Consider the following 12,716-nt stretch of genomic DNA (forward strand, 5'->3'; position numbering starts at 1 on the left):
TGGGGTATTCGGGTATAATCTCTCTCAGTTTTTGGTTTTTTAGGTGCTGTTGTCCGAGAGTTTTCTCTTTTCCGGTAGCCTCAAATCGCCCCCAAGCCAGACTAAAGATTCTACCGAGGAGTGGATCAAAGATTACAACGAGGATCGGCCCCATACGGCCAACGGGAAGTTGCTACCCGTTCAGAACTGGCAACACCCCAAACCAGCAGAAATGTCCCCCATCAGACTGTCTAATTGACGGGGGTTAATACAAAATGACGAATGGTACAAAGCAAAAGACGAGCCGATCACAGCGAGCCGTTTCAATGATAAAACAAAAATTTAGGCGATCGTTTAATATCCCAATACGCTACCAATATTCGGGCTTTGATATTCTGCTTCCAGCGGATCATCAGCTTCCAGCCCATCAGTTAGCGCATCCGAAGTACGACAGGTTCCTTCCCCACTTGGGTAAGCACCTCGAGTCATCCGACCTAGTTGTCGATATTGGGGCCAATATAGGTGACACATTGGCTGGGATGTACGAGGCTAATCCAACACTTCGATTCATTTGTGTTGAGGCCGACGATTACTTTTTTAGCGGCCTCGAGAACAACATTCAACGCATCAAAGATTTCGGACATCATTTAGAGGTCAAGGCTGTTAAGGCCTTAATCGGAAAGTCCATTTCAGCTGTGACGCTAGAGGGACAGGGAGGAACCAAGCACGCGGTTGTGGGAACATCTGGAGGTATTCATCCAATACCCCTTGACGAGCTCTTGGCTGGTGACGATATTTCATCATTACGATTACTCAAAACGGATGTGGATGGTTTTGACTACGACGTCTTGGACTCGTCGATGACCTTAATAGTGAAAAGTCAACCAATGATTTTTTTCGAGCTACAATACGACAATTACTCGCAGTATGAGAGCTATTTAAGGACCATTCAGCAGCTTACCTCCCTTGGGTATGATCATTGGTTTATTTTCGATAACTTTGGCAGTTTGATTTTACGGACGAGAGATCTCTCCACTCTACGACAACTAATGGCTTATGTTCAACAACAGAACCTTGATAAAACGACGCGCACGATTTATTACTTTGATATCTTAACCGCGAGGGATGCAGATGTGCCCAACATTGATCGTGCCCTTGAAACATACTAACTAGACCAACTCCACCGCAGTCCTAACAACGCTGGGCCGTAGGTCAATGTATCGATGTGTGGTTGCGATTTGAATCGCTACTAAATCCTTAGACACTTTCCAGCCTAAGATTTTTGGCAGCCGGAGGGTGTTATGAATAGGCAGCGCAGGTTCACTGAGGAGTTTCGTATTGAGGCGGTTAAGCAGATCACGGAGCGGGGATTTGCGGTCAAGGACGTCAGCCAGCGTCTTGGTTTTAGTCCTTACAGCTTGTTGAGTGGTTCAAGCGCCACGGCGTTCCGACAGAGGATCGTTTGGCAAAAGAGGATCAGGTCGCTCGGATCAAGAAGTTAGAGACGGAGCTGCGGCGTGTCACTGAGGAGCGTGACATCTAAAAAAAGCCGCGGCGTACTTCGCGAAGCAGTCCGGGTGAGGTATGCGTTTGTCGGGGACCACATGAAGCAGCACCCGATCAGAATGATGTGCAAAGTGCTTGGTGTTCATTCCAGCGGTTTCTATGCCTAGCGAGAGCAGCCGTCTATGGGTATCGGAAGGTGCATGACGATCTTCGGGACCAGGGAATTCGGTGTGGTCAACAGCGGGTACGGCGCTTAATGAAGGCCGAGGGGATTCGGTCCCAGAAGGGATATGGGCGTAGACGACCCAAGTCTCAAGCGGGGCAAGCCCATCTGGCGGTTCCAAACGTATAAGAGCGGCAGTTTGAGGTCGACACCCCCAACGAGTCTTGGGTGACGGACATCACCTACATCAGAACCCATGAGGGTAGCTCTATCTTGCAGTCGTCATTGATCTGTTCCCTCGCGCCGTTGTTGGCTGGTCCATGCAGGCTCCAACTTCTCAAGCGAGAGCACATTAAACGCAGGATCTACGACAGCCGAGAACAAGCCAAAGCTGATGTTTTCGATTACATCGAGATGTTTTACAACCCAGTCAGGCGCCACGGCAACAACATCGGCCTGTCTCCGGTAAGGTTTGAACGGCAGTACTTCGAGAGGCAGGCGGGTGTCTAGGATATTGGTAGCGATTCACAGTCTACGACCAGGTGAGCACTAAAAATGAAGATTGATGTCTTAAGTGGTAAACGTGGTGGTTATGGTGCTATTAGGCCGATGCTAAGGGTCTTATATTCGACCGAAGGAATTGACCTCAAAATTTTAGTCACTGATCAACATCTAGATAGCAGTTTCGGTATGACAGTTAAGGAGATTAGGGAGGATTTCGATAATATCGTTGAGTTTCCCCTACCAAAGCAGGACGGATCTCAACGCGGGAGATGTATAGCTATGTCTAAATTGGAACAAGACTTGGCCAACTATTTCGATGTCAGACAACCGGACCTTTTGGTACTTTTCGGTGACCGAGGAGAGGTATTGGCCGCCGCCGCGGTTGCAACCCTGTTCAATATTCGGATCGCACACTTTCAGGGTGGAGACCTTTCTGGAAGCGTTGATGAGCATGTGCGACACGCAGTGACAAAACTCAGTCACTTCCATTTTGTATCATGCGTTGATAGTTACAATCGTGTAGTTCAATTGGGAGAGGCGAAAGACAGAGTATTTGTGGTAGGCGATAGCCATGTTGATGAGATCTGTAGTGGCGAATATCCCTCGGGAGATGTGATTATTGAAAAATACAATTTGAATCCATCGCTACCACTCATATTGCTTTTACAACACAGCGAAACAACGTCTTCTCAAGACGCTGCTTATCAAATTAACCAGACCATAGGCGCGCTAGAATCGGTCGGTGAGGCCGATATTGTTGCGATATATCCATGCTCAGACCCCGGATACACAGAGATTGTCCAGTGTTTGACAACGTTCTCTGCACAAAACAAAAGAGTCAAGTTGCACAAGAATATAGATGCTTACTATTTTCGAGGATTAATGAATGTCGCGTCTGTGCTCGTTGGTAATAGCTCCGCTGGAATAATTGAGGCGCAGTATTTTAACCTTCCCGTCGTAAATATAGGGAATAGGCAGCATCGCAGAATGCAGTCGAGCAATATTCTGAACGTGAAATACGATACCCATCACATACTTTCTAATATTAAAAAAGCGATGAGTTCCGAGTTTAGATCCCAACTCACCCGTGAGGGAAGAAAAATATACGGTAATGGTAATACTGGCGCGATGAGTGCGAAGATTCTAATAGACTTGCTAACCAAAGAAGACAAAGTGGGTTATCTCAAAAGTTTTGTAGATATAAAATGAAATTAAAAGTTCTTTACCACACGATATTAAATTATTCCCATACATCAAAGAAGAAGCTAGAGGATAACTTTGATGTAGTTTCAATTGAAAAACCCGGTGATGATATTCCGTGTGACGTGTCGGAAATAATTGCCGCATTCGCGCCACTAGGCTATAAGTTCGACGAGCAATACTTGTCACAGTTTGTTAATCTGAGATACGTTTGCACCAACACGACCGGTATCCAACATATTGACGCAGAATATTGCTGCGAGCAGAGGATAGAAATAATTGGCTTGCATGATCAACAAAAATTTCTGAAGACCATTACTCCGACTGCTGAGCACACACTTCTCTTGATTTTGGCCCTCCAGAGGGGGCTCTGCCAAGCTCAAAAAAGTGTCCTTTTCGGCAACGAGTGGAATAGGCGTAGCTATGGCGGAAAGAAAATGCTTAGCCGTCAGACAATCGGTATAATTGGCTACGGTAGGATTGGGCAAATGGTGGGAAGAGTACTCCGCTCGCTCGGATCGAAAATAATCTTCTTTGATCCCTACGTCCCGGGTTCGCAGAAGAGTATTTTAGATGTTGCGAAAAACTCAGACGTTATATCAGTGCACGCAGTAGCGAATTCCGAAACAAAAAATTTAATAGATTTTGAGTTTTTTCACCATTGTAAGGCAAATGCGATCTTTGTGAATACAGCGCGTGCGGAAATCGTCAACCAAGATGCTTTATTGGATGCCCTAACCTCAAAAAAGATAGCCGGAGCTTCACTAGATGTTTTAGCTGGGGAATATGATCAGAGTTTTGATCCGTCGAGTAATGCCCTTGTAGCCTTAGCGAAAGCCAATAGTAATTTAATTATAACTCCACATATCGGTGGTAGCACAGAAGATGCGTGGGCCGAGACAGAGGGCCAAGTGATAGACCGACTAATTTCAATCAGTTCCAAATGAACACATGCTTCATTCCCGCGCGCGGTGGATCTAAATCAATTCCCAAAAAGAATCTGTTTCCGATTTTAAACCGGCCGTTAATTTATTATTGCCTTAAGAGTATTTCACTTGCGAAGTTAGTCGACCTAACAGTTTTATCGACCGATTGTAATAACACGATTGAGTGCGTAGGAAAAATTGCACAGGAGCTGGGTATTAAGCTCATCGTAGATAGACGACCTGATCACTTGGCGACAGATAGTGCCAATGTCCGAGATGTCATAATAGAATATGTGGCCCGATCGAATTGTGAGGGGCTGAATATCATTTTGGTACAGCCAACATCACCACTGCTGCGCTCAGTCGATATAGATGATGCTATCCGCGCTATTGTAGTCGAGGGGTTTGATGGTTTCGAGACAATTTCACCTATCGAACACAGCTTTCACGCCTACAATCAACGTGTCTTTAAAGAAAATCGGGTTTCCTTTTTATTCAAGGAAGAGAGAGAAAAATACTATCGTAAGCAGGACAAACCCAAAACCTTTAAATTTGGTAACGTAATAGGCTTTCGGGCAAGTTCAGTTATAGCTGAGCATACGCTCTTTGTTAACCACCGAGGAGCCAAGATTATAAATCCACCCTACGATTTTGACTTCGATACAGCCGACGATGTGGAGAAGTTGGCATCTATTTTAAAGGACTTACCTTAGGAGTTAAGAAAATGCGAATCATGATTTTAGGCGGTGATGGATATTTGGGTTGGCCGACTGCAATGTACTTGTCCTCGAAGGGCCATGAGGTTTGCGTTGTCGACAACATGATAAAGCGATACTGGGAGCATGAGTTGGGGGTTCAGCCCTTGTTCCAAGTTTTTCCTTTGCATCAAAGGGCGGCAGAATGGAAGAAGCTGACCGGTGTGAACATCTCTATCGAGGTTGGTGACATCACCCATAATCACAGATTTCTTCAGAAGGCATTTGATACTTTTAAACCAGAGTCGGTAGTTCATTATGCTGAGCAGCCCTCCGCCCCCTTCTCGATGATGGATCGGGAAAAGTGTGTATCTACCCAGGTTAATAATATAGTTGGAACCCTGAATTTGATGTTTACTATTCAGCGATCTAATCCTGATATCCACATTGTAAAACTTGGAACCATGGGCGAGTACGGGCAGCCGAATATTGATATTGAAGAAGGATGGCTAAATGTTACTCATAACGGCAGGTCGGATAGAGTTCTGTTTCCAAAGATGCCTGGCTCGTTCTACCATCTCTCCAAAGTGGCCGACTCTTATAATTTAGAGTTCGCTACACGCATTTGGGGTTTGGCAGTAACCGATCTCAACCAAGGCGTTGTCTATGGTACAGAAACTGACGAGTCAGAAATGTCACCTGTGATTGGCACCTCATTTCACTATGACTCAACGTTCGGTACTGTCCTAAATCGGTTCATTGTCCAAGCAATCTCAGGTCGTGAGCTTACCGTCTATGGCAATGGCACTCAGACTCGAGGATATCTGAATATAAAGGATACCATCCGTTGTGTAGAATTAGCGATAACCAACCCTGCGAAGCCGGGTGAATTCAGGGTCTTTAATCAATTCACGGAGCAGTTTTCAGTCGGGCAACTGGCTGAAATGGTAAGAGTAAGCGCGAAGAATCTCGGAATTAATGTGGTGGTAAAATCCATACCCAATCCTCGTGTTGAATTGGAAAATCATTACTACAATGCCAAACACAGCGCATTGGAGGGACTCGGATTAAAACCTATCCTTCTTACAGAGGATCGTCTGACCGACATGTTGCGGACTGCTCAAACTGCCGCCAACCGCGTTGACCCCGACGTTATAATGCCGGTAACCAAATGGAACCAACGGACAAAATAGGGTCGATGCCATGATTATTAGTGAGGGTGTGACCATAGCTAGAGACGGACAGCCCATTATCATCGCTGAGGGAGGAGTAAATCACTTTGGTGATGTAGGTGAGGCGCTACGATTGGCAGATATGGCTCGCTCCACCGATTGTGATGTATTTAAGTTACAGCATTACAATGTTGACAACCTAATACATCCATCTAATATCTATTGGAAGAAAAGACTAAAGACCAAGCAGTTAAATATTATTGAACTCTGTAAAGTAAAGCAACATTGTGACGATATTGGAATTCCATTTATGTGCACTGGTCATGATGAACAGTCCCTGCAGGAGTTAATTGATTACGAGTTAATTCGAGTAATTAAAGTAGGATCTGGTGAGCTCAGGAACTTTCCCTATCTCAATTTCGCTCGAAGTTTCAGAATGCCTATTATTTTATCGACTGGAATGTATTCGATTAGGGATATTATCGAAACAGTTTCCGAATTGAGCCGAACAGGCTTCACTGATCTAGCACTAATGCACTGTATCACCGCATATCCGATTGAACGTTCCCGTGTAAACCTACATATTATTAACAAATTGAAGAGTATTATAAATTTTCCGGTTGGTTGGTCAGATCATACCGTTGGAAATGAAATTTGTATCGCAGCGGTGATGGCAGGTGCAGATTTTATTGAGAAGCACATAACAATACAGAAGGATGTACCAGATGCCCAAGACTGGAAGGTTTCTGCAGATGAGCAGGACCTGTCTAGATTGGTGGGCGGCGTGAGGGATGTTTGGATCGCCAAGAATTCGCGCGAGGAGAAGCCGCTAACGGAGGAGTTGGACGGAAAGTCATGGGCTTTGAAAAAGGCCTTTTATAAGTCTAATCTTAAAGCTGGCCACAGCCTAAGCAATGAAGATATACTGATGATGCGGGCTGGCGAGAATGGATCATTATTAGGATCAGATGTTATTAAATTACTGAATAAGAGGCTTATTGTTGATGTAACATGCTATGATGAAATAGATTATTCTCATTTTTCGGACTAGGTGCTAATTTGGGCAGCCTAGATAATCTATTTAAATATGTCTTCAATGCATTGAATTTTAGACCTTGGTTGAATCTAGGTCCTTGCAGGGCTTCGTATTTTGAACATCAACCACTGAGAAACTCGCCAAGACCATCCATACAGCTTAGGGAGCCATCGGAACAATGGCTCGATTTTAATTGGTCGGACGACATTGGTGGTGACGGAGACGCTTTGCTCATGCGGGGTGGGCTATTAACTGACTTGTTGATGGTTTTTCTTTGCTTTCTCTGCGGGTTTTGTCTTTTTTTTCAGTTTCTGGATGTGCCGATTCGATGGACATTAATCGTCGCCTGACGATTAGCATGACCAAGAGCATATGCAGCTGAGCTCGGTTCTTAGCCTTGCCGCGGTATGGGGCCTTGATAAATCCAAACTGAATCTCGATGATTCGAAACGGGTGCTCGACCTCGGCACGTACTCTGGCTTTCAGTGTTTCAAGCTACTTCGTGATGCGATCCTTGTAAGAGTCGGTCAGCGCGCGTCTCTTACCGGGCCGCACTGCAATGTGCCAATCCGCTTGGGATTGGGTTCCCCGCTCGGCTCCACGGTAGCCCGTATCTGCAAAGATGGCGGCTCTTCGCCGGTGAGAAGCGCTTCGACAAGTGTAAGGTCGTGCACAGTGGCACTTGTTGTCTGGAGACTGTGCACAAGCCCCGTCACTTCGTCTACTCCAATATGCGCCTTCATTCCATAGTGCCAGTTGTTGCCTTTTTTGGTCTGGTGCATCTCAGGATTTCGCGTACCGGTGGCATTCTTCGTCGAGCTCGGTGCCTCGATGATCGTGGCATCAACAATCGTGTCATTGGAGAGTCGAAGCCCCTTGCTCAAGAGGTAATGGTTGATCAAGGCAAAGTTATGTTCAGTGAGCTTATTGGCTTCAAGCAGGTGCCGGAAGTTGAGAATGGCTGTCTTGGGGATCAAGCCACTACCCAGGGAAAACCCAGCAAATCTGCGCATGGAGGCAATCTCATAGAGCGACTCTTCAATCGCCGGCTCACTCAGTTTGTACCACTGCTGTATGCAGTACACCCGAAGCATAGAAGGCAAAGCATAGTCCGGTCTGCCCACAGCAGACATGGATACACGGGCTCAATCAGCCTGATCATCGAGTCCCATGGCACCACAGACTCCATCTCAGCAAGAAAAATTTCACGCTTGGTCTTCTTGCGCTTGGCCCCGTATTCCACATCGGAGAAACTTAATTGGCTCATTACATCCCCCTGAAAACCCAACGCAGATTGGATCATGCTAAGGGCTTTATGTTCGATAGTCATGAGAGTTTTTCAGAGACTTCCTAGTCATTTTGATCTCGAGGGAGTCATGCAAGAAGCCGCATTTCTCTCCCGTGTTTTCCGTGCCCGGCAGGCGTTTACCTTGGTTCAAAGGTCGCGTGGCATATCGAGCAAGGCATCACCTGCAGCATGAGTCGCACTGGAGAGATTTGGGACAAATCGGCTATGGAGGGCTTTTGTCGACCCTGAGGATTGAACGGGTTAACCGCCGAGGGATCTAAAAAAAATCGCAAAGAAGCCAAGGCAGATGGCATTGAGTACATCGAGTGTTTTACAACCCCAAACGCCGTCACTAGACCATCGGTTATGTTAGCCCGGCAGTCTTTGAGTCGATACAATATGCTTAGGTCGGTGTCAACGAAACCAGGTACAGCTTAAGACCAAGCAACACGTTCGAGTTTATGTCTACAAACCCTGGGATAGACCGCAAAAAATAGAAAATTGTTTCCAACCGGAATTGGGGTTTCTCCTGCGACTAGTAGCCACCCTCTCTAAACATTAACCTACAGGGCTCTTCATGACCCAATACAACTTCAGTTTTATTGCAAATAAGATTATCCAAGCCATCCGAAACCGTAAGAATGCTCTAGTGGCCAAATTCGGAACGGCACGTTATCTAGCTGAGGTAAAAAAAAGGGCCGGGCCCCCTCGGGTTAATGGGCAACGCGCCCTGATATATACCGGATACACGTTAAACAATATGCATGTAAGAACTGACATCCTTTTTTCCTCGATACTAACTGATGCAGGATTTGAAACATCTGTCTTCTATTGCGGAGGGGCATTTTCAACGTGCGAGTTTGCTCGACCAAAGAAAGGCGCGTTAGATATAGGCCTTAACTGCTATGGGTGCAAGAAATTTGCAAACAAATTGATTTCGCTTGATGGATCTGGATTGTTGAGAAGCCTATTAACAGAAAAAATCTCGGCCGAGCAGACTAACCTCTTGAATTACTATATCTCCCTATACGAGAGAGAGCCCTTAAATAACCTAAAAGAGTTAGAACTCCACGGTGTGAATTTGCATGAACATATTATGTCTACGTATCATCGTCAAACACTCACTGGCCCGAGTGGTTTAACGCAATTAGAAGATAGCAGATATAGGGTCATTGGTAAGAACGTAGCAAAGGCTGTTATTTACCTCGCTCATATTCTAGAGCATTACGACCCAAGTCTTGTCGTTTGTACTCATGGAATCTACCTGAACCATGGTCCTCTTACAACCCTGTGCAGGCTTAGGGGAATTTCGTTAACTGTTTGGGGGGTTCCTTACAGGAGGGGTACTTTCTACCTAACAAAAGGTGACACCTATCATCGTGCCCTGTTGCCACACTTAAACAAAACTCATTGGGATGTACCGTTGTCAAAGTTCGAAGAGAAAAGGGCAAAAAATTATCTTGAATCAAAGGAATCCGGCGGAAGAGACTACTGGTCCTATTTTGGTAAGATGAAAAGTGACAGTGAAGACCGCGTAATCAAAATCGCGAAGAAGAAACAGGTGTTGGTATTATTCACCAACGTAGACTGGGACGCGCAAATCTTTTACGACGGTAACATCTTTCCTTCACAACTTGAGTGGATTGAGCATACGCTAGTCCAAATACGGAGCAACATTGGAAAGCACCTAGTGATTAGAGTTCATCCCGCTGAGGCAGATATCTTCAAATCGCGTTCATCGATAGTCAGTTCGGTGCAAAACTTGATCCAGAATCACAGGGTGCCCAATGTTACCCTGATCGAGCCGAATGATTGTTGCTCGAGTTACGCTCTTATGAAAGTTTCATGCGCGGCCTTGATCTATGGATCAAAGATCTCTTTGGAGTGTGCGTATCGGGGCATACCTACGGTCATTGTCGGTAACTCACTGTTCAGGCAGAAGGAGTTTTCGTACCTTCCCGAATCAATTAGCGAATATGACGCGCTGATTACTAACGACATCAGTCCAGTCGAAGGGCAAGTTGAGTCCGCAACAAGATACGCTCATTACCTCTACTACCGTGTGTTTCAAGAATGTAGATGGGCGGATGACTTGTTTGACCCGTACACAAAGTTTCGTGGTCTAACAGAGGCCCAGTACCAAGATCTAGCAGATGGACTCGTCCATGGAACGGCCTAACTGAATGGGTCGATAGCTTACTTACCCTGAAGCCTTAAGTTATGCAAAACTTTTGCGGGGTGTGCGCGCGTTTATCAGCGGAGCCAATTTTTAGCGTGTTGATACTTAGTACTTATTTAGCAGAGTATTACGACTGTAATCACTTTGATTATGTTCAAACGGATACCCCAACTTGGTTAACAATGGCGTATGAGGAGCGGATTGAATCGCTACCAATATCCTAGACACCCGCCTGCCTCTCGAAGTACTGCCGTTCAAACCTTACCGGAGACAGGCCGATGTTGTTGCCGTGGCGCCTGACTGGGTTGTAAAACATCTCGATGTAATCGAAAACATCAGCTTTGGCTTGTTCTCGGCTGTCGTAGATCCTGCGTTTAATGTGCTCTCGCTTGAGAAGTTGGAAGAAGCTCTCGACCACAGCGTTGTCGTGACAGTTGCCTCGCCTACTCATGCTTGCGACAAAGTTGTTTGCCCGCAAGCAGTCCTGCCATTCATGACTGGTGCACTGGCAGCTTTATTTGAGTGCAGCATTACGGGGTCTGCGGGTTGGCGCCGCCCTAGCGCCATCAACAGGGCGGAGAGGACCAACTCCTTGTCATGACTGGTGCACTGGCAGCTTTATTTGAGTGCAGCATTACGGGGTCTGCGGGTTGGCGCCGCCCTAGCGCCATCAACAGGGCGGAGAGGACCAACTCCTTGTCGATCCGAGCCTGCATGGACCTGTAATGACCCACTGGTTTTTGCACAGGTCAGGTTGCTGATTTCCATGATTGATCGGTTTGTGCCGGTGTTTTCATGCCTAGGGCTTGATGAGGCCGGCGTTGGTTATAAAACCCAATCCAGTCACTGATTACTCGATTGGCATGCTTCAGAGTCTCAAACCGTTTACGATGAACACACTGCTCTTTCAAAGTTCTGATTACGCGCTCGACCATCCCGTTTTGTTGCGGACAGTGGGGCGTGATGAACTCTTGTTGCAGGCCGTAGCCTCTGAGCAAGGCTGTGAAGCTTCAGCTGGTAAAGACCAAGCCATTGTCCGAGCGAAGCAAGAAGGGCTGCCGCACTCGGCCCAGGGTTCCAAACCTGGCAATCAAGGCCTGCTCCAGGGCCGCTTCAGCCGTCCTGGCTTTGCCAGAACGAGACAGATGCCAGCCCAGGAGCCCTCGGGTGTAGCAGTCGATCACCAGTGCCAGGGCCACCCAGCCATCTCGACCTGCCCAGATGCGGCAAAGATCGGTCGCCCAGCGCTCATCAGGAGAGACCGCCACAGAAGGAAGTGCTTCTACTCGAGGCCTATAGCCGATCGGGCGCTTCTTCACCTGCCAACCCGGGATCTGGAAGATCCGCTGAACGGTGTTCTTGTTCATGTTCAGAAGGCCGGCCACGGTTCTGTAGCCATAAGGAGGGGTCCTGCTCAATCAATGCCTTAATAGGTTTTTCCAGCCGTTCCTGCACCTTCGGAGCGCTTTTGATGGGCTTGTAATAGACCGAACGCCTCGGCACTTCAAACCACTGACACAGCTTGGTCATCGGTACGGCAATCCCTTCAGCTTCCAATCCCTGCTTGACGGTCTGAATCACTTCTCTTCTCCGCCCAACAGGGATTCCAACTTCTCTCTGGCGCGGAGCTCCAACATGGCTTCTCCATACGCCTCCTACAGCTCTTTGAGCTGCCGTTTATATTGTTCCTTGATGTCCAGAGGCTTGGCTCGAAGGGCTTTCTCTAAGCCTCTCTTGCCCTCATCGACCCAATCCTCGATCTCAGAAGGCGAGAGATCAAAGGACCCCGCAGCCTCAGAAACCGATGTCTTGTCCTGCAAGATCTCTGTCACCAAAGAAGCCTTCCTCTTGACCGTCCAACGCTTGAAATCTCTTTCCACGATCACACCCACGAAGTTCTCCTCTAGAAAGTATGACCTGAGCAGAAAACCAGTGGGTCATTACAAAACTCCTCAGTGAACCTGCGCCGCTTATCCATAACACCCCCCAGTTTCCCAAAATTCTAGGCTGGAAAGTGTCTAAGGATCTAGTAGCGATTCAGTATTGCGGCAAGGTGTTCGAACAAAAA

At 46.9% G+C, this 12,716-nt stretch carries 11 protein-coding genes and 5 pseudogenes; 10 read left to right on the top strand and 6 right to left on the bottom strand.

Annotation, left to right across the window (positions count from 1 at the left end; genetic code table 11):
* Window positions 1–43: 43 nt before the first annotated feature.
* From AC8GDA_RS01330 to AC8GDA_RS01365, 8 genes and pseudogenes are all read left to right on the top strand, one after another.
* Entirely contained in the window at window positions 44–238 is a 195-nt protein-coding gene (locus tag AC8GDA_RS01330; RefSeq protein WP_506556528.1) for an integrase core domain-containing protein, read from the top strand.
* Between the two features lie 67 nt (window positions 239–305).
* Complete coding sequence (locus tag AC8GDA_RS01335; protein WP_506556529.1) at window positions 306–1,148, top strand: FkbM family methyltransferase; 843 nt, start codon at window positions 306–308, stop codon at window positions 1,146–1,148.
* Window positions 1,149–1,280: 132 nt separating this feature from the next.
* Window positions 1,281–2,158 (top strand): annotated as a pseudogene (locus AC8GDA_RS01340) (IS3 family transposase).
* A 45-nt stretch (window positions 2,159–2,203) separates the two neighbouring features.
* A complete protein-coding gene (neuC, locus tag AC8GDA_RS01345; protein ID WP_506556530.1) occupies window positions 2,204–3,361 on the top strand; it encodes a UDP-N-acetylglucosamine 2-epimerase in 1,158 nt (385 codons plus the stop codon).
* Window positions 3,358–4,299: an NAD(P)-dependent oxidoreductase gene (locus AC8GDA_RS01350; protein WP_506556531.1), complete on the top strand. Its 942-nt coding sequence runs from the start codon at window positions 3,358–3,360 to the stop codon at window positions 4,297–4,299. The genes neuC and AC8GDA_RS01350 overlap by 4 nt, the downstream gene beginning before the upstream one ends.
* Window positions 4,296–4,991 (top strand): acylneuraminate cytidylyltransferase family protein, encoded by a 696-nt coding sequence (locus AC8GDA_RS01355; protein WP_506556532.1) that lies wholly within the window; start codon window positions 4,296–4,298, stop codon window positions 4,989–4,991. Before AC8GDA_RS01350 ends, AC8GDA_RS01355 begins: the two co-directional genes overlap by 4 nt.
* Window positions 4,992–5,002: 11 nt before the next feature.
* Window positions 5,003–6,166: an NAD-dependent epimerase/dehydratase family protein gene (locus tag AC8GDA_RS01360; protein WP_506556533.1), complete on the top strand. Its 1,164-nt coding sequence runs from the start codon at window positions 5,003–5,005 to the stop codon at window positions 6,164–6,166.
* A gap of 10 nt (window positions 6,167–6,176) precedes the next feature.
* Window positions 6,177–7,196, top strand: coding sequence for an N-acetylneuraminate synthase family protein (locus AC8GDA_RS01365; RefSeq protein WP_506556534.1), 1,020 nt, complete (start codon window positions 6,177–6,179; stop codon window positions 7,194–7,196).
* 315 nt (window positions 7,197–7,511) lie between these two features.
* On the opposite strand, the pseudogene AC8GDA_RS01370 reads toward AC8GDA_RS01365, so the two are convergent.
* Window positions 7,512–8,448: pseudogene (locus AC8GDA_RS01370) on the bottom strand (IS5 family transposase); the annotation flags it as partial.
* A 189-nt stretch (window positions 8,449–8,637) separates the two neighbouring features.
* Between AC8GDA_RS01370 and AC8GDA_RS01375 the strand changes: the two are divergent.
* Window positions 8,638–8,825 (top strand): annotated as a pseudogene (locus AC8GDA_RS01375) (IS3 family transposase); the annotation flags it as partial.
* A gap of 221 nt (window positions 8,826–9,046) precedes the next feature.
* A complete protein-coding gene (locus tag AC8GDA_RS01380) occupies window positions 9,047–10,648 on the top strand; it encodes a capsular polysaccharide export protein, LipB/KpsS family (protein ID WP_506556535.1) in 1,602 nt (533 codons plus the stop codon).
* 220 nt (window positions 10,649–10,868) lie between these two features.
* Here AC8GDA_RS01380 and AC8GDA_RS01385 read toward each other — a convergent pair.
* The 5 genes and pseudogenes from AC8GDA_RS01385 to AC8GDA_RS01405 form a co-directional block, all read right to left on the bottom strand.
* Window positions 10,869–11,239 (bottom strand): annotated as a pseudogene (locus tag AC8GDA_RS01385) (IS3 family transposase); the annotation flags it as partial.
* 158 nt (window positions 11,240–11,397) lie between these two features.
* The gene (locus AC8GDA_RS01390) at window positions 11,398–11,583 is read right to left on the bottom strand and encodes an integrase core domain-containing protein (RefSeq protein WP_506557166.1); all 186 of its coding nucleotides are present in this window, start codon (window positions 11,581–11,583) and stop codon (window positions 11,398–11,400) included.
* 75 nt (window positions 11,584–11,658) lie between these two features.
* Entirely contained in the window at window positions 11,659–11,916 is a 258-nt protein-coding gene (locus AC8GDA_RS01395) for a DDE-type integrase/transposase/recombinase (RefSeq protein WP_506556536.1), read from the bottom strand.
* Between the two features lie 25 nt (window positions 11,917–11,941).
* Window positions 11,942–12,229: a hypothetical protein gene (locus AC8GDA_RS01400; protein WP_506556537.1), complete on the bottom strand. Its 288-nt coding sequence runs from the start codon at window positions 12,227–12,229 to the stop codon at window positions 11,942–11,944.
* Window positions 12,226–12,540: pseudogene (locus AC8GDA_RS01405) on the bottom strand (transposase). Before AC8GDA_RS01405 ends, AC8GDA_RS01400 begins: the two are co-directional and overlap by 4 nt.
* Between the last annotated feature and the right edge of the window lie 176 nt (window positions 12,541–12,716).

It is taken from the genome of Hahnella aquatica (SeqCode), from assembly GCF_965194505.1.
GTDB lineage: Bacteria > Pseudomonadota > Gammaproteobacteria > Burkholderiales > Burkholderiaceae_A > Hahnella > Hahnella aquatica.